We start from the raw sequence: 18,177 nt of genomic DNA, 5'->3' as shown, positions 1-18,177 counted from the left end.
TGGGGCGACGGCTCGCCCACCCGCGAGTTCGTCTACGTCGAGGACACGGCCGAGGGCATCGTCCTCGCCGCCGAGCGCTACGACGGCGGCGAGCCGGTGAACCTGGGCAGCAGCTACGAGATCAGCATCAGGGAGCTGACCGAGCTGATCGCCCGCCTGACCGGCTTCACCGGCAGCATTGTCTGGGACACCAGCAAGCCCAATGGCCAGCCCCGCCGCAAGCTCGACATCAGCCGAGCCCGCGAGCGCTTCGGCTTCGCGGCGACCACCCGCTTCGAGGATGGGCTGCGCAAGACGATCGACTGGTACGAGCAAGCGCGCGCAGGGCGGTGAGCGGCGAGCGGTGAGTGTTGAGGTCAGTCTCGCGCATCCCCCGCGCCGCACCTAGGATCTTCCCCATCCTGGAGCCATCATATGCGAAATACGTGGGCCTTCGCCATCCTTACGTGTGCCCTTCTGATCTGCTACTCCCCGGCGGCGGCCGCGCCCGCCGCCCAGGGCGGGATCTGCTTCCCCGGCGTGCCCGGGATTGAGCAGTGTATCGCGCCGCAGTTCGCCAGCTACTGGCAGGGCAACGGCGGTCTGCCCGTCTTTGGCTACCCGCTCGGCCCGCGCGCCCTGGGCGCGCCCGAGGCGGGGGCCGCGCAGATCGCTATGCAGTGGACCGAGCGCAACCGGCTGGAGGCGCACCCCGACGCGCCGCCGGACTACCGGGTGCAGCTCGGGCGCGTGGGCGCCGAGCGGCTGGCCCAGCTTGGTCGCGACCCGAGCGCCGAGCCGGCGGAGGGCGGCCCCATAGATGGCTGCCTCTGGTTCGCCGAGACGCGACATACTGTGTGCGACCAGGGCGACGGGCTGGGGTTCCGCAGCTACTGGGAGCGCCACGGGCTGACGATCGGCGGGCTGAGCGCCTACCAGCGATCACTGGCCCTCTTCGGCCTGCCGCTGACCGCCGCCCAGCTTGAGCCGTCGGCCGATGGCGAGCCGGTCATCACCCAGTGGTTCGAGCGCGCCCGCTTCGAGTGGCACCCCGACAAGCCCGCCGAGTTTCGGGTGCTCCTGGGGCGGCTGGGCAGTGAGCTGCGTGGCCCCGATACTGGGACTGTAACAGCACCCACGTCCTTTGGCGTCGAGATTAATCGCGGGGCCGTCGCCGGGGTCGCCGGCCGCCTCGGCGAGCTCGGCGTGACGCAGGTGCGCTACAACGGCATCCTCTGGGCCGAGGTCGAGCCGACGAAGGGCGAGCGGCGCTGGGAGAACCTCGCCAGCGTCGAGGGCGAGCTGTCCGCGATCAGCGCGGCCGGGGCCGCGCCGACGGTGATCGTGCGCAGTGCGCCCACATGGGCCAGGCAGGTGCCGGGGAGCGCCTGCGGCCCGATCCGGGCCGATGCCCTGCCCGACTTCGCCGCCTTCATGGGCGAGGTCGTCGCCCGCTACAGCCAGCCGCCCTATAACGTCCACCGCTGGGAGCTCGGCAACGAGCCGGACATCGACCCGAACCTGGTCGCGGGGGGCTCGCCCTTCGGCTGCTGGGGCGACGCGGGCCGGGCAGACTATGGCGGGGCGGGGTACGCCGCGATGCTCAAGGCGGCCTACCCGGCGATCAAGGCGGCCGACCCGCAGGCCCAGGTGATCCTCGGCGGCCTGCTGCTCTTCTGCGACCCTGGCGAGCCTGCGGCGGCGCCATGCCTGCCGGGCCGATTCTTCGAGGGCGTCCTCCAGGCCGGCGGCGGCGACTACCTCGATGTCGTGGCCTACCACGCCTACACCTACTGGGACACGAAGGGGATGGACTGGGATCTCCAGAGCCCTGGCTGGGCGCGCCGCGGCGGCATCACCCTCGGCAAGCTCCAGCTCCTGCGTGAGGTGATGCGGCGCTACGCGGTCGACAAGCCCGTGCTGATGAACGAGGGCGGGCTGCTCTGCTACCGCAGCGACCCGTCCTGCGGGCCGGGCGGGTTCTACGCGGATCAGGCCAACTACATGGCGCGGCTCTACGCCCGCGCGGCGGCCGGCGGCCTGGAGGGGGCGGTCTGGTTCACGCTCAACGGCCCCGGTTGGCAGGAGGGCGGCCTGCTCGACGCCGCGCAGCAGCCGCGGCCGGCATTCCAGACCCTCGCGTTCCTCTCCAGGCTGCTCGGCGGCGCCACATATGTCTCCGGCGAGGTCGCGGGCGGCGTCGAGCGGCACAGCTTCCGCAAGGGCGACCGCAGCTACACGATCTGCTGGACGAACGATGGCAGCGACGTGGAGATCCCGCTCCCCGCCGGGGCGCGGACAGTCTACACGCTGGACGGCGCGAGCGCGCCCGCCGGCGCACGCCTGCGCGTCGGGTCTGAGCCGCAGATCGTGGAGATGGCCGACAGTTGACCCGGCGCGATTGCGCCAACATCGACCTATCACTATAATACGGCGGTCCCCCGACCAGCGTGCAAGGTGCCAGATTATTAAGTGGCATCACCTGCGTGCAATGAGCGCCCGTGGTGCTGAAAATCACTATGCAACAGCCAACAATCCCCCCCGAGCCGAACACATCCCCGCGCGACATACGCTCTATCCTGCTGATATCCATAATCGCGCTGGGGACGCTGCTGCGCATCAATGAGCTTGGGCTGAAGAGCCTCTGGGTAGATGAGATTGGACAGGTCTGGTATGCCCGCATCGGGCCAATCGCCGCGATCAAAGGCGCGATGACCCACGTCGCCGCAGCACCGCTCGATTACGTGGTAACGAGCCTGATGGCGATGCTGGACAAAACTGACTTCGGGCTGCGCATGCCAGCGATGATCTGGGGCGTGCTGGCGATCTACTTCATCTATCGTATCGGCAGCTCGGTGCTCGGGTCGCCGGTGATCGGGCTGTGCGCGGCCTTTCTGCTCGCCGTGTCGCCCACCCACATCGAATACTCGCAGGAGATTCGCTTCTACAGCCTGTTCACCTTGCTCTCGATAATCAGCGTCCTGATGTTCGCCCGGGCCTTGGAACGTGGCACATGGGTGAGCTGGATGGGTTTCGCGACAGTGCTGATACTCTCGGCACTGACCCACTATTACACGGTGTTCGTGATCCTTGTGCTTGGAATCTTCGCCCTACTGATCGCCGGAGGCACCCGCACCGATCGGATGGCACTGTTTCGACTCAGGCCAGATCTCCGCTTCTTGATCCCGTTCGCCGCGTCGGTGGCCTGCGCCATTGGTGCGATCGGGGCCTGGTATATGCTCAGCGGAGGCGGTCGGCCTTCGCCCTTCACCTTCACATTCCCTAGTGCCACAGATATCTTTGCCGCGCCGCTCAGCGGACTGTACTGGCCCAACCACCTGATCGGGTATGGAGTCTTTCCTGCCCTCGCCCTTGTGGGGCTCGGCCTCGGGCTCGCGCGCCGACAGCCCTGGGTAATTGTCCTCACCCTCATTCCGGCAGTGGCGGTCGCCGGAACGCTCGCCCTCGACAGCACCTTCTCCTACTTCTACACCCCGCGGCAAATCCTCTTCACCGTCCCCTTTTATATTTTGCTGGTAGCCGTAGGGATCGTCTATGGTGCCACAGCGCTGCTGCGCCGCCCGGCCATAGCCAACGGTGCGGCGGCAATCATCGCTATCATCATTGGCGGTCTGCTCACCCCACAGATACAGGCATACTACGCGTATCCCAAGGCAAACTGGCGCGATACCGCCCTCTTTCTGCGCGGCGCGCTCACACATAGCGACACGATCCTCGCCCTTGACCCCGATCCGCTAAATACATACCTGCTCTACTACGAGCCGAGCCTGAAACAGTATATCGTCCCGCGCGCCACGCTGAGCTCGCTTGCCGCCACAGGCCCGGCACCGCAGCGCATCTGGCTTGTCGCCGAGCCCAGTGCCGCAGTTTCGCCACCGGAAGGGTGGCAGAAGGTCGAGGTAAGTGGAGCGCTGGGCCGATTCCACCTGTACTATATGGGGAGTGCGACTGTGGATTCGTTGTGGAAAGAGGTCGAGCAGATCAATCTTCCGCTTAGCCTGGCAGCCCAGTCGAATATGCTCTACGCGCTCGCGCGTGACCAGCCCCAAATCGCGGCACAGAGCGCCAGGGATCTCATCGGGCAGTTCGAGTCTAAGGTACAGCCGCTTACAGGAAACGAGGCGGGCATGCTGCTCACAAAAGCAGGTCGCGTCTTGTTTGACACTGGGGAGCAGGCTGCCGGAGTAGGATATGTGGAGCGGGCCCGCGGCTACAACCTACGCGATCAGGATGCCATTAATACGCTGGGGTACATGTACCTTCAGCAGAAGCGCTGCGATGACGCGGTGTCAGTGCTCGAGGGTAGCCCACGCCTCAACGATAACTACTGGGCAAATAACTTTCTTGGCAGCGCCTACCGCTGTCAGGAGCAGTGGGTGAGCGCGGCGAACGCCTACCACATGGCATTTACGATCCAGGACAACCCGGATATGCTTCTGATCGAAGCCCAGATGTATCTTAATGCGGGCGCGACCGACCGCGCGACCCCGCTGCTCAGCGAGGTACGCGAGCGCTTCCCCAATACGCCCGCCGCCGCCCAGGCAGAGCAGTTGCTCAGTGATCCGGCCGCAGCCCCCTGATAGGCGCGGGATGCCGCTGATGAACTTCCAGAGACCATACTGGCAAAGGAGGCACACATGTACCTGATTCGCATCGCTCTGGCATTGGTCGGATTGCTTGGAGCCGCGCTGCTATTCGGCTGTAGCCAGCACCAGAGCAGCACCCCCAACGATACGGTCGTCAGCTCAGATAGTGACACACCTATGCCGCCTATCGAGAATCCCTATCCAGGCGCAGCGCCGGGAGGTGTGAGCGACTCTGGCACACCCCTTCTCCCGGACAGCATCACGCCGCCTCCGCTCGGTACAGCCAGCGAATTTACCTGGCAGAGCTACAGCAGCCAGCAGTGGGGCTTTCGCATCGAACACCCGACTATCCTCAGCCCAACCCTGGCTGACGCTGCGGGGCTCGCCGCGCCGCAGCGCGCCGAGATCACATTTGCCCGATCCCAGGGGTCAGCCGAGCTGATGCTGCCCACGATGGTCATCCGTGTCTTCGATAACCCCGACCAGCTCGCCCCTGCCGACTGGGCCACAACATACCGCCCCGACGAGCCGCCGGGTGCGGAGTATGCGCTATTCAGCCTCGCCAATGCCAGCGGAGTGCAGGCGTGCTCTATGCAGATGATCGCCCCGCGATGCGCCTTCTACCTTGCCAGCCAGGGCCGCATCTACCAACTTGTGCCCTACGACGATATTGGCAGCCAGATGCTGGATCGTCTCAGCTTCACGCAGTAGAGCGCCTGGGCTAAAAGAGATGCGCCGGGGCCGTGAGCGTTTACGCTCACGGCCCCGGCGCATCTCTGATCTACCCTATCCGCTATTGCGCCTGTGGCTACTTCGAGAGGCCCAGGTTGTATAGCTCGTAGGCACCCGCGCCAAAGTAGGGCGAGAATAGCTCCTTTGGCCGGCTGGTGTATCCGTAGCTAGTCACGCCGTTCACGTAGTTCATTGACCCACTAGCATAGGGCTGGAAGCCGATGATCCAGGGGCCACCGCTGCTTCCGCCGCCCATATCACAGCCGATGCCCACTGTGGCAGGGCTAAAGCTCGTGTCGAGCCGAGAAGTCGAGGCTGTACAGGCGATCAGAAACTCGCCGCTATAGATATTGCCTGGGTAGCCAAACGTGTGGAAGTGCCGTGTCGAGGTGCTGTTCCACATCGAGCCCAGCCAACCCAGCCACTGGCTCACTTTGTAGCCGCTCTTGTCCGACACCGAGACGACACCAATATCATAGGCAGGATTGCCGTATGTCGTCCACCCGACTAGCGAGGACAGGGAGAATGCACTGAATGAGCCATAGGGCGTATAGCCATAGCGGTAGGCCGGGTAGAAGGTCACGTTGGTATGCCAGCCCTTGCCGGCAGTATACACACAATGCCCGGCAGTCCACAGCGAGCGCCCTCCCTGCACTGAAGCCGTGCAGGCATAGGTGCCAGCGGTGTTCGGGATGGTAAAGAAGATTCGGCCAATCGTGCGATACGGGTACTGGGTCCAGGACTCAGCATACCCATTGACCAGGTAGCGCGAATAGGGTGGCGGATAGTTATAACCCTCGAGCGTCGCCTGACCTTCGGCGGGTGCCGGGCTAGCAGTCCACTGATCAGCATACATCTGATGGGCGAGCGCGGTCAGATTCTCATCGCCAGTTGCGCCGGACTCCATGATGAGCGAGCCTGCATTGGTGGCCTCTGCCGCCAGCGCCGCCTCGACATCGGACATCTTCTGGTCGCTCACCTCTAGGGTGTCCATCGAGATAGCCGCATCACGCCGCGCCTGAGTCCAGAAAGCATCACCGCCCATCTCTCCGACGGTCATATCGTGCGTCATGGTCTTGTTGGCAGCGGCTGTATTAAACGCCGAGCCATTCATCACCATGGGCAGATGTACGGTGCTACTGTCCTGCGGTGATGCTGTCCGCATGAACGCAGTGGGCATGCTTACGACGAAAAGCGCCATGAGGCCAACGAACATGCCGATGAGAACCAGAATCCTACCGTGGGTCTTCATGATTTCCCCCCTAAGATCGCCGAACTTTTGATCTATCCAACATGTCAAGCCACAGATCCATACGTATGCTGCTTTACTCCACCACTGGTAATACGCAACACACTAAATATGAATCTTCCTACATTTTTAGATATGGATTGATATCCTTTCCGCTTTGTGCCTAATAAAGTAAACATGGCTATAGCAATCCTATCGGGGTCGTAAACCTGTCAGGAGCGGCCCCTGATGCATCAGGATGCGACATTTCACTGCTGGCCGCACCTGACAGGTTTCATAACTGGCGTAGGATTGCTATACGACTATGACTATTGGGGGTGGTTGTAGTCCTTCGCCCCTAGAGTAGCATATAGAATCGGAGATGGCAATATAAATTCTGGTTAAGAAATCTTATTCTTATCGTTTGCTTACTTCTCTAGATGGTTTGGACGAATGCGCAGCTAGACACATATAGCAGCGGCATCCAGTCAGCGCCAGCAGCCGCTGCTGGAAGCTCGACAGCGGGGGCAGCTGGCAGATGATCTGGGTGGGCAGCGTGACCATGGTCAGCGTCAGGTTGTCGAAAGCCTCCATCACGCGCTCGGCGGTGGAACGGCGGGTGCCCCGGCTCAGTTCTCCAGCATACGGCGAGCCGCTGGAGTGCGGCTTCGCACACCGCGAGCCCGCGGCTTGAGGATGCTGTCGTCAAATGCTCCATGAGCGCCCTTCGCTCAAACAATCTCCCCTACAGGGTGGTTGCGGTTTTTCACGGAGGATGGCTGTGGTGCCTTCGCCGATCTGCCGGGCGGGCTTGGGGGTGCGCGAACATACGCCACACCATGAATTGTCTCGCCGCCCGAACGTTCTGTCCGCCCCTAAACCCCTTACTGGGGAAGGATCGTACCACCCATCGTACGGCCTGATCGGTGTGTTATAATGGGTTTGCACGCAGCTAGAAAAATTTATGGTATTGTCGGGCCATGTCCTGTATCCGAAATGCCGCTGTGGGTCTATGGATATACTGCACGCTACCAAAAAAACTGTTGTAGATTCCAGGACAACTATTGAAACGCCTCACTGGTCTCGGATATCGACACAGGTAAGTCTTGGGACATTCCTTGTCCTCGCATTTGCTCTGACGTATTTTGTGAGTGTCGGGCAGCTGCGGATCAGCGAGGCTGAGGCATCGATCCAAGCTGCATCATCGGGCTACTCCGCGCAGGCTGATCACGCAATCGTTATATTTGAGCAATCACGCCGATATCATCCCGATGACCTAACGATCCTCAGACGCCTCGCCGATGCCTACCTGACAGCAGGCCACAATAAAGAGGCTCTGTCTGTACTTCAGGAGGCCTTCCGTCTCCAGCCGCAAGACTTAGTAACCCAGCAAGCTCTTGCCGAAGCCTATGAGGTCGTAGGCGATACAGATGCTGCGGATGCGATCTGGACATCGCAGGGGCTAAGGGCTGATCGCCTCTTGCAACTCGGTCGATCCTACGCCGCCGTTGGCTCGTATGATGAGGCGATGGCATGGTATCAGCGCGCACTGCGAGCTGGGCTGTCCGCCAATGATCTGAGCCTTCAGGTCGAGGTGACAATAGCGGCGGCGCTAGCCAAAGCCTCCCTGCCAGCAGAACTGCTGAGCCATATGGAGGCGCTGACGCATCCCGTTGATGTCGGCCTCACGCTCGATGGCGGCGAGTTGATCTGGATGCCGGAGCAGCCAGAGGGCAACCCAATCTACGGCAAGCCACTCAACGCCTTTCCAAGCGGGAACCTGAAGCAGGGCGTCTTCTGGTGGGCAGGGCAGGCGGGAACCTTCCTCCAGGTCGATCAGGCGGGCGAGTACAGCCTCGTCGTGCGCGCCCACCACCTCCCCGCGCCCGGCGGACAGCTCGCGGTGCAGATCGACTCGGCAGATATCGAGACGATCACCCTCGGCACCGCCTGGCAGAACTACGAGATGTCTGTGAGCCTTCAGCCGGGCACTCACCTGTTGCGCCTACGCTACCTCGCCGATGTCGGCGACGTATTTGTGCAGTCGATAACACTGAACCCCATAAAGCACTAGCCTGGAGAACGATATGAGCGGCGAACGGCCATTCTTGATCTTTGGTGCCCCGCAGATCGAAGACGCGGAGATCGCCGAGGTCGTCGCAAGTATGAAGAGCGGCTGGCTTGGCACCGGCCCTAAGGTGGCCCGCTTCGAGCGCGACTTCGCCGCCTATAAGGGCGTGGAGCATGTGGCCGCGGTGAACTCCTGCACGGCGGCCCTCCACCTCAGCATGCTTGCCGCTGGGTTTAGCCCTGGCGATGAGGTGATCACCACCCCGCTCACCTTCTGTGCCTCGGTCAACGCGATCATCCACGCCGACCTGCGCCCAGTGATGGCTGATGTCGACCCCGAGACGATGAATATTGACCCGGCCCGGGTGGAGGCGGCGATCACCCCGCGCACCCGGGCGATCCTGCCCGTCCACTTCGCCGGCCGGCCCTGCGACATGGACGCCCTGCGCGAGATCGCCGAGCGCCACGACCTGCGGATCATCGAGGACTGCGCCCACGCGATCGAGACTCAGTACCACGGCGAGCAGGCCGGCACCTTCGGCGACTTTAGCTGCTTCAGCTTCTACGCCACCAAGAATGTCTCCACCGGCGAGGGCGGCATGGTGATCGCCCGCCGCGAGGAGGATATCGCCCGGATCAAGATGCTCGCCCTGCACGGGATGTCGCGGGATGCCTGGAAGCGCTTCAGCGACGAGGGCTACAAGCACTACCAGGTGGTCGAGTGCGGCTTCAAGTACAACATGATGGATCTCCAGGCCGCCATCGGCATCCACCAGCTTGATCGAGTTGAGCAGAGCTGGCTGCGCCGCGGCGAGATCTGGCGGCGCTATAACGATGCCTTCGCCGACCTGCCGCTGACCCTGCCGCCCCCCCCCGAGGCCAACACGCGCCACGCCTACCACCTCTACACGGTGCTGGTCGATGAGGACCGCGCCGGGATCAGCCGCGACGCCTTCCTCAACGCGATGACGGCCCACCGGGTCGGCGTCGGCGTCCACTACATGAGCGTCCCCGAGCACCCCTACTACCAGCAGGCCTACGGCTGGCAGCCTGAGGACTACCCCCACGCCATGCGGATCGGTCGCCAGACGGTCAGCCTGCCGCTCTCGCCCAAGCTCAGCGATGACGATGTGGCGTTTGTGATCGCCAGCGTGCGGGATGTGATCGGGTGATGAGCATTGCCCGCGTGATACGTGCAGTCGGTCGAGGTCAGGTGCGCAACCTCTGGTATCTGGCGAATCGGCTGCCCCTCCAGGCTCCATCCCTCACATCAATGACCCTCGACGCCGATGATCTGGCGGTCGCCAGGCGCTGGCTGCGCCATCGCACCGATTGGGACGCCTGCGAGCCAGTCGCGCGCTTCGAGGCAGCCTTCGCGCAGTGGAACGGCTCGGCCGCCGCGTATGCCTTTATGAGTGGACGCGAGGCGCTGAGCGCCTGCCTGACCGCGCTGGATCTCCGGCCTGGTGATGAGGTCGCCATCCCCGGCTACACCTGTGTGGTCGTGCCCAATGCCCTGAGCTACGCCGGCCTCACGCCCATCTACGCAGATATCGAGCACGAGACCTACGGGCTGGATGTCACATCGCTCGAACGGCGCATCACCCCGCGCACAAAGGCGATCCTGCTCCAGCACCTGTTCGGCCTGGTCTGCCGCGATTATGAGGCTATTCTCGATGTCGCCCGGCGGCATGGCCTGCCGGTGATTGAGGACTGCGCGCACGCCACGGGCGCGGCGTATCGCGGGGTGAACGTCGGCAACTATGGCGATATCGCCTTCTACTCTCTCGAACAGTCAAAAGTGCTCACCACGATCCAGGGCGGTATCGCCACGACCAACCGCGCCGATCTCGCGGCGCGTCTGGCGGATATCCGAGACGCCGCGCCCCTGCCCGATGACACATGGATCGACCGACAGTTGCACCAGGTGGCGCTGAACTACTACCGCTTTAAGCACCCGTCACGCTGGTGGCTTGGCGATCTGTGGTACCTGCGGTACGGGCATACGGAGCTGATCTCAACGACAGACGGGGAGATAGATGGGCGTCGCCCGCCGTACTATGGCCGGCGGATGGCGGCTCCGATCGCCGCCCTCGGGATGAGCCAGCTGGCCAAGGTAGACGCATACAACAGCCGGCGGCGCGCGACGGCGGCGCGCTGGGATGCCTGGTGCGATGCGCAGGGCCTGGCAAAGCCCCTTGTCCTGCCGGGATCTCGGCCCGTGTACCTGCGCTACCCGGTGCTGGTTCGCCCCGAGCAGAAGCAGGATCTGCGCTGGGCCATGCGCAGCCTCGGCGTCAAGCCCGGGGTCTGGTTCGTCTCCCACCGCCACCCCGCGCCCGGCGTCGTGGCCGGCTGCCCGCAGGCCGACGAGGCCGTGGCGCGCTGCATTAACCTGCCTTGCCTAGCATAGAGCCGCTCCGGGAATCCCTGGGGCACCCGCGTTGCACAAGATACCAGGAGCACACGATGCGCTCACTTCAGCAGCGATTAAGACGCCTCTACAAAGGGGTGCGGATACTGGCAGCCCTGCCTGCCAATATACTCCATATGCTGGTCAACCATTTCCCGGGGCCGATTGGCCCTATATTACGGTACTGGGTGTGGAAGCCGCAGCTCAAATTCCTGGGCAAAGGCGTCAGGATCGAAGAGGGGGTCTATTTTCAGAATCCCCAGTCTATCTCAATTGATGACAACGCATGGATAGATAGAGGCGTCATCATTATGGGTGGCCCCGATAGGAGCAAAAGGCAAAGGCGCTTGCTCCCAAACGCAGACTTTCCTCTTGAGAAGGGCCAGGTTTATATTGGCAAGCGAGTGCATATTGCACCGCAGTCGATCATCTCTGGTATCGGGGGCGTCTACATCTCAGATGATTGCGGCCTCTCATCCGGCTTTAAGGCCTACTCCTTCTCCCATCATTTTCGCTCCGACGATGACCCGTCAGACCGCTCAGTACAATTTAACCCGCTCATCGATCATTCAAAACAGTATATGATCGAGGGGGCGATCTTTCTTGGTGCCAATGTAGGAGTGGCGCTCAATGTGGTCGTTCTTCCGGGCGTGTCTATCGGCAAAGACTCCTTTGTTACGATGAGTAGTGTTGTGACCTCCTCTTTCAAGGAGAACTCCTTACTCAGCGGCACCCCGGCAAGGCGTGTCAAAAACAGATACCGCGACCCTGAGTAAGATCCTACGCCACAGCTATCATCGGTCGGGCGGCATCTGACATCAATATTATGGATGCAACAGGCGATTCGGCGAGCGCATAGGCGTGCCGAGCCAACCACATAACGCTATGGAGATCAAACGAGCAGCTATCTCAGGGGTCAAGTGGTCTGCCGTCTCACAGGTTGGGCGACAGATACTACAGCTCCTTACCATGATCATCCTTGCGCGCCTCCTTCTGCCGTCAGATTTTGGCCTGGTAGGCATGGCGACCGTCGTCACAGGCTTTGTCATGCTCTTCACGGATCTTGGCACTGCTGCCGCCATCATCCAGAGACAGAAGATATCGGAAGATTTCTTAAGTGGCATCTTTTGGATGAACCTTCTTTTCGGGTTTTTTGCAGGGTGTGCCCTTTATATGGCTGCGCCGCTGATCGTTATGTTCTACCAGGAGCCGCGCGTCCTGCCAATGCTCCGCTTTTTCGCTATAACCTTTCTGATATCTGAGACAGCGATCGTCCAAAAAGCACTGCTTGAGCGCCAGCTTGCGTTTCGCACCCTGGCCAAAGTAGAGATCGCAGCTTCGCTCGCGGGGGCCGCCATCGGCATTGGTTCAGCCCTGGGGGGCGCAGGGGCATGGAGTTTAGTCTATCAGACCCTGGCACTCACGACGGTAACCGCTGTTCTGCTCTGGGTATTTTCGACCTGGCGACCGATGGTTTCCTTCCAATGGTCTGAGGCGACATCTGCCCTTCGCTACAGTTTGAATCTGGCAGGCTTTAATATCCTGAACTATTTTTCGCGCAATGTCGACAACCTTCTCGTCGGGCGCTATCTCGGGTCTCAGCCGCTCGGGTACTACACGCTCGCCTACCGTATCATGCTCTACCCCCTACAGAATATCTCCCAAGTCATCGGGCGTGTTATGTTTCCGTCATTTGCCCTGATGCAAGATGACCCGGCGAGGTTTCGCCGGGTCTATCTCAAAGCGGTTGGCTTGATCGCACTGATCACATGCCCTTTAATGTTTGGCCTAATGGGTGTCGCCGACTCTTTCGTCGTGTTTGTTCTTGGAGACCAATGGATGCCGGTGGCTGACGTGCTGATCATTCTCGCGCCGGTTGGGATGATCCAGTCTATTATAACGACCGTCGGCACGATCTACCAATCTATGGGCCGTACCGAATGGCTGTTCCGCTGGGGGGTCGTATCTACATCGCTTGCCATTCTCTCTATTGTTATAGGCTTGCGGTGGGGGATTGTTGGGGTTGCCTCGGCATATGCGATCATCACCATCATTCTGGCCTACCCGAACTTTGCCATACCCTTTAAACTTATCGGTCTTCCGATAAGCCACCTGATCCCAGCACTGTGGCAACCCTTTGTAAGTGGTGCCCTGATGCTCATCGCCATCATCGGGTTGAGGGTCACGCTCCTATCCCATGCCAACAGCCTGTGGGTCTTGCTGATCACCGTGCCGACTGGCGCATTGGTCTATCTATTGGTGAACTTCCTGATCAACCGGGAACAGCTGCGCAACATTTTAGAGATCACAGGAATACCGTTATGGATCGCTCGCCACCAGCAGAAGTATTAGGTGGGGTGGAGCGATGAGCCGCCTGCCATCAGCGTCACCACGCATTGTCCACTCGCTCCCGATCTGGCTGTCGACAACGATGATCTGGGTCTACACGCAGATCCGAAACACGCCAGACACCTCGCCGCTGGTGCTTGTTGATAGACTCGATCACCCCGAGCAGTTCCCGATGGAGCGACTCTATACGCCGCGCCGCCCGATGCCGCCGCGCCTGGTGTCGCTCCAGCGCCGCCTCGGGGTACGCTTTGTGCCGGCGAACTATCGAACACTGCTTGATACCGAGCGCCCTGCTCTGCTCCATTCGCACTTTGGCGACCGGGCGTGGTTCGATCTGCCCCTGGCGCGCCGCTACCGCCTGCCCCACGTCGTCACCTTTTATGGCTACGATATCAGCATGCTGCCGCGCTCGCGGCCCTACTGGCGTCGCCGCTACCGCGAGCTCTTCCGCCGGGCCGACCTGTTCCTCTGCGAGGGCGAGTTTATGGCCGCACGGCTGGCTGATCTCGGCTGCCCGCCCGAGAAGGTGCGCGTCCAGCGCCTCGGCGTTGAGGTTGGCGAGATCGCCTTTGCGCCGCGTCGGCGCCAGGCAGGAGAGCCGCTGCGCGTGCTGATCGCCGGCAGCTTCCGCGAGAAGAAGGGCATCCCCTACGCCCTGGAGGCGATCGGCATGCTGGCCGCGCGCGGCGTCCCGGTTGAGGTCACGGTGATCGGCGACTCCTCGGGCACGCCCAGGGAGCAGGCCGAGAAGCGTGCCATCCTGGATGTCATTCGACGGTATAATCTAGAGCCGGCGACCCGTATGCTCGGCTACCGGCCCTACGCCGAGCTACTCGCCCAGGCCTACGCGCACCACATCTTTCTCTCGCCGAGCGTCACTGCGGGCGACGGCGATAGCGAGGGCGGCGCGCCGGTGAGCCTGATCGATATGGCCGCCTCGGGCATGCCGATCATCAGCACCCGCCACTGCGACATCCCAGGGGTTGTTATCCACGGGGCCAATGGCCTGCTGGCCGAGGAGCGCGACGCTCCAGCGCTCGCGGATCACCTCGCATGGATGGCAGATCACCCCGAGCGCTGGGAGGCGATGGGCTGGGCCGGGCGGCAGCATATCGAGACGAACTTTGATGCGCAGAAGCAGGGTGCGGCCCTCGGCGCGCGCTATCATAGCCTCATCACGTAAGACAAGGTTCGTCGCAGCTTTACCATTTGGGATAGTGCAAGGCGTCATTTGGCATAATCGCCCTGCGCTGGGACGTAAGACGTATGCGGACAGTACCACAAGAGACATCCCCGAACCTGCTACCACACGAGCGCCTCCTGATCGGTGGCGCGATCCTGGCATGCGTTGGGGCGGTGGTAGCGGTGCAGCTGCTCCCCGAGCGCTACATCCTCCTGTCCGCCGTGCTTCTGCTCGGCGCCCCCCTCGCCAGCCTGGTGTTTCTGCGGCAGTTTCGGGCCAACGCCCTGCTACTCATGCTCATCCTGGTGCCGCTGACCGGGATCTTCAAGGCGATCAGCGGGAGCCGGTTTGCACCGCTCACCTTCGACCTCGGCATTCTGGCGGCGCTCGCGATCTATATGGCGGGCCAGATCACACGCGGGCGGCAGCGCGTCGGCTGGGTTGATCTGCTTCACGTGCTTTTCCTGGGGCTGGCATTTTTTCAGATGTTCAACCCGAATGTGCCCTCACTCCAGGCCGGGGTCGAGGGGTTTCGCAAGTTCGCCTATATGAGCATCGCGCTCTATGCGGGCCGCTATACCTTTACCGACACGATGGCCCGGCGCTTTGAGTGGCTGCTGATCATCCTCTCGGTGCCGATCGCCGCCTATGGGATCAAGCAGTTTCTGATGCCGTCAAGCCTGGACTATCGGCTGATCGATCTATCGACCGCCAGCGAGGTGACCTACCTGATGGGCGGTCGGCTGCGCCCTTTTGCGACGCTCCCCGGCCCATTTCACCTGGGCCTGTATCTGGTTGTCGCCGGGCTGATCACATTTCGGATGATGCTCACCACCCGCCTCTGGTCGATCCGCTTCTGGGCGCTCGGCATGGCCCTGGGCGTGCAGATGATCACCCTATTCCTGACCCGCACCAAGGGCAACTGGGTCGGTATGGCCGTCGGGGTCGGCGTCATCATTTTGTTCCAGATCGCCCTCTCGCCGAACCTGCGCCAGAAGCTGCGCCGGCTGATGGTCGGCACCGCGATCGCGTCGGTCGCTGTCGTGGCGCTGCTGGCGGTCGCCCTGAGCGGTCGCATCCCCGTGCTCACCGATGCCCTGGGCGCTGTCCTCGACCCCTTGAATGCGCCAACCTTTATCTACCGGCTGCAGATCTGGCGGGACGAGCTGCTGCCAGCCCTGGTGCAACATCCCCTGATCGGCTATGGCACCAGCAGCGCTGGCGAGGGGTTGTCAGTCTATTATGAGGGGGCCACCTCGTTTTTCGTCGCCAGCCACAACCTTTTCCTAAAGGTACAGATCGAGCTCGGGGCCTTCGGGCTGCTCATATTCCTTGCCATCATCGGGCTCTGCTTGCGGCGCGGGCTCTCTAGCCTGAGATACTATGCTCGCACGTCGCCGGGCCGCTTGCAGACAACCCAGTGGGCGATCGCTGTCGCATGCGCCTTCCTGGTGAGCGGCCTAGTGACTCCAGTGCTCGACGCCTACCCGGCGAACTACTACTTCTGGCTCCTGCTGGGCCTGATGACCCGACCATGGGGCCAGGCCACGCAGCTGGCAGCCGCCCCGGCGAGCCTCCCTCCCTCTATGATCATCCCTGGGCCAACACCATGAGCACCCCGCTTGACCTTCTCTTCGTCCCCTTCCACGACTGGCGGAAGTGTGAGCGCGAGGGCTTCCGCACGCGCGACGCGCATCTGATGCAGCAGATCGGTCGGCACCCCAATGTCGGGCGGATGCTGGTGGTCAACCGACCGATCTCGCTCTCTGAGATCGCGATCTACCGGCACGGCTGGCGCGTGCGCCGCGGACGCCTGCTGCGCCGGCGCGGCGGCGCCTACCTCTCGCAGGTCGGCCCGAAAACCTACACGCTCGACATCGTCGTGCCGGAGGTGCTGCGCCCGCTCGCCATGCGCCGCGCCTGGACGCGCTATATCTTCGCGAGGCCACATGTGGCCGCCGCCGTGCGCGCCGCGATGCGCGACATGGGCCTGAGCGACGACTATGCGATGTTCCTCTCCGCGCCGCTCTTCACGCCCCTCGCCCGCGCGCTGCGGCCGCCCATCCTGATCGCCGATGCCCAGGACAACCTGCTCAAGCACGCTCTCTACAGAGATGTGCCCGGCCTAGCCGAGGAGTATGACTACTGGATGCAGCACGCCGACCTGCTCTACGCCAACTCGCCGGAGACGGCCGGCTGGTTTGCCGAGCGCCGCCCCGACGCGCTCTGCATCCCAAATGGCGTTGACCTAGAGGTATTTGACCCCACGATCCCGCGCCCCCGCCCTGCGGATATGGCCGGCATCCCCGGGCCGATCATCGGCTACGCCGGGAAGATGCAGGAGATGATCGACGTCGAGGCGCTCGTCGCCACACTGCGCGCGCTGCCCGATGTCCACATGGTGTTCATCGGCCAGCAGCTGAACCCAGCCTGGATGGCGCGCGTCTGGAGCGAGCCGAACGCCCACTACCTGGGCGACAAGCCCTATGATCAGCTGCCTGGCTACCTGTCCGCCTTCGATATCTGCCTGATCCCATACCATACGGCCCGCCAGCACGGCGTCGATCCGATCAAGCTCTATGAGTACCTGGCGATGGGTAAGCTCGTGGTGAGCACCCAGATCGGTAAGGCCCAGGACTTCGCCGCCTACCCCCAGGTCCGTGTGGCAAAGAATCCGGCCGAGTTCACCGCCGCCGTCGGTGAGTTTGTGTCCCGCCTGCGGGCCGGCGAGCAGATCGTGCGCTGGCCGGTGCCCGAGCAGAGCACCTGGGCCTACAAGGCCGACACTATCATGGCTGCGGCCATACGCCAGCTTCCACAGGGTCGTGCAATCTGAAGGTTGAAACTACATACCGAGGTCAGCATATGAAAGCCGTGTTGCCGACGAGGCTCTACGTATTGCTCCGGGGGATTCGTGATAATGCCTATAAGGTGCTCTATCGAGGCAGGAGCCACCTCTGCCCGGTCTGCGAGCGCCAGTCCCGGGGATTTCGGTCAGTTGGCGTGCCCCGGCGCAAAAATGCCATGTGCGTCTACTGCGGCTCGGTCGAGCGACATCGGCTCTTGTGGCTGTTTCTGCGACGATCTACCGATTTCTTCAATGGTCGATCTCGCACCATGCTCCACTTTGCGCCGGAGTCCTGTCTGGAGTCGCAGATGCGCGCAGCTATCGGCCCAGGGTATATTACGGCCGACCTCTTTGACCCCCATGTCGATGTGCGGCTCGATATTACCAGGCTGCCCCAGTCCGATCAGAGCATTGATATTATCTACTGTAGCCATGTGTTAGAGCATGTCCCCGATGATCGCAAAGCGATGCGTGAGCTGTATCGTATCCTAAAGCGCGAGGGATGGGCGATCCTTCTTGTGCCAATTACTGTCGGGCAAACGATCGAAGACCCCACTATTACTGACCCTGCCGAGCGGCTGCGCCTGTTTGGGCAGGATGATCATGTGCGCCGGTATGGCCCGGATTATGTTGATCGCCTGCGTGAGGTCGGCTTTATCGTCGATGTCATCACGCCTGCGAACCTGAGTTCTCCCGAAGAGATCGTTCGCGCTGGCCTCTCACCGGAAAGCGGAGAGATCTATTATTGTAGGCGTCAGTAGCAAAGAG

Annotated in this window: 14 protein-coding genes; 13 read left to right on the top strand and 1 reads right to left on the bottom strand. The window is 62.2% G+C overall.

The window, feature by feature from the left end; translation table 11 throughout:
• From K2Z83_RS24260 to K2Z83_RS24245, 4 genes are all read left to right on the top strand, one after another.
• On the top strand, positions 1-333 hold a 333-nt coding region (locus tag K2Z83_RS24260), incomplete at its 5' end, for an NAD-dependent epimerase/dehydratase family protein (RefSeq protein ID WP_220597757.1).
• Between the two features lie 81 nt (positions 334-414).
• Positions 415-2,370 (top strand): hypothetical protein, encoded by a 1,956-nt coding sequence (locus K2Z83_RS24255; RefSeq protein WP_220597756.1) that lies wholly within the window; start codon positions 415-417, stop codon positions 2,368-2,370.
• 110 nt (positions 2,371-2,480) lie between these two features.
• Complete coding sequence (locus K2Z83_RS24250; protein WP_220597755.1) at positions 2,481-4,580, top strand: glycosyltransferase family 39 protein; 2,100 nt, start codon at positions 2,481-2,483, stop codon at positions 4,578-4,580.
• Between the two features lie 228 nt (positions 4,581-4,808).
• A complete protein-coding gene (locus tag K2Z83_RS24245; RefSeq protein ID WP_220597754.1) occupies positions 4,809-5,297 on the top strand; it encodes a hypothetical protein in 489 nt (162 codons plus the stop codon).
• A gap of 97 nt (positions 5,298-5,394) precedes the next feature.
• On the opposite strand, the gene K2Z83_RS24240 is transcribed toward K2Z83_RS24245, so the two are convergent.
• Positions 5,395-6,570 carry a serine protease gene (locus tag K2Z83_RS24240; protein WP_220597753.1) on the bottom strand — a complete coding sequence of 392 codons (1,176 nt, stop codon included), beginning with the start codon at positions 6,568-6,570 and terminating at the stop codon, positions 5,395-5,397.
• Between the two features lie 988 nt (positions 6,571-7,558).
• Between K2Z83_RS24240 and K2Z83_RS24235 the strand changes: the two genes are divergently transcribed.
• From K2Z83_RS24235 to K2Z83_RS24195, 9 genes are all read left to right on the top strand, one after another.
• The gene (locus K2Z83_RS24235; RefSeq protein WP_220597752.1) at positions 7,559-8,620 is read left to right on the top strand and encodes a tetratricopeptide repeat protein; all 1,062 of its coding nucleotides are present in this window, start codon (positions 7,559-7,561) and stop codon (positions 8,618-8,620) included.
• 13 nt (positions 8,621-8,633) lie between these two features.
• Positions 8,634-9,788 (top strand): DegT/DnrJ/EryC1/StrS aminotransferase family protein, encoded by a 1,155-nt coding sequence (locus tag K2Z83_RS24230; protein ID WP_220597751.1) that lies wholly within the window; start codon positions 8,634-8,636, stop codon positions 9,786-9,788.
• The gene (locus tag K2Z83_RS24225) at positions 9,788-11,029 is read left to right on the top strand and encodes a DegT/DnrJ/EryC1/StrS aminotransferase family protein (protein ID WP_220597750.1); all 1,242 of its coding nucleotides are present in this window, start codon (positions 9,788-9,790) and stop codon (positions 11,027-11,029) included. The genes K2Z83_RS24230 and K2Z83_RS24225 overlap by 1 nt, the downstream gene beginning before the upstream one ends.
• A 56-nt stretch (positions 11,030-11,085) precedes the next feature.
• On the top strand, positions 11,086-11,805 hold the full coding sequence (locus K2Z83_RS24220) for an acyltransferase (RefSeq protein ID WP_220597749.1): 720 nt from the start codon (positions 11,086-11,088) through the stop codon (positions 11,803-11,805).
• A gap of 109 nt (positions 11,806-11,914) precedes the next feature.
• On the top strand, positions 11,915-13,381 hold the full coding sequence (locus K2Z83_RS24215; protein ID WP_220597748.1) for an MOP flippase family protein: 1,467 nt from the start codon (positions 11,915-11,917) through the stop codon (positions 13,379-13,381).
• A gap of 13 nt (positions 13,382-13,394) precedes the next feature.
• Positions 13,395-14,561, top strand: a complete 1,167-nt coding sequence (locus K2Z83_RS24210) for a glycosyltransferase (protein WP_220597747.1) — start codon at positions 13,395-13,397, stop codon at positions 14,559-14,561.
• Between the two features lie 83 nt (positions 14,562-14,644).
• Complete coding sequence (locus K2Z83_RS24205) at positions 14,645-16,174, top strand: O-antigen ligase (RefSeq protein WP_220597746.1); 1,530 nt, start codon at positions 14,645-14,647, stop codon at positions 16,172-16,174.
• Complete coding sequence (locus K2Z83_RS24200; protein ID WP_220597745.1) at positions 16,171-17,397, top strand: glycosyltransferase; 1,227 nt, start codon at positions 16,171-16,173, stop codon at positions 17,395-17,397. The genes K2Z83_RS24205 and K2Z83_RS24200 overlap by 4 nt, the downstream gene beginning before the upstream one ends.
• A 320-nt stretch (positions 17,398-17,717) precedes the next feature.
• Complete coding sequence (locus K2Z83_RS24195; protein ID WP_220597744.1) at positions 17,718-18,170, top strand: class I SAM-dependent methyltransferase; 453 nt, start codon at positions 17,718-17,720, stop codon at positions 18,168-18,170.
• Positions 18,171-18,177: the final 7 nt, after the last annotated feature.

This window comes from Oscillochloris sp. ZM17-4 (genome assembly GCF_019599295.1).
GTDB lineage: Bacteria > Chloroflexota > Chloroflexia > Chloroflexales > Chloroflexaceae > Oscillochloris.
This window is presented reverse-complemented; position numbering and strand designations above follow the sequence as displayed.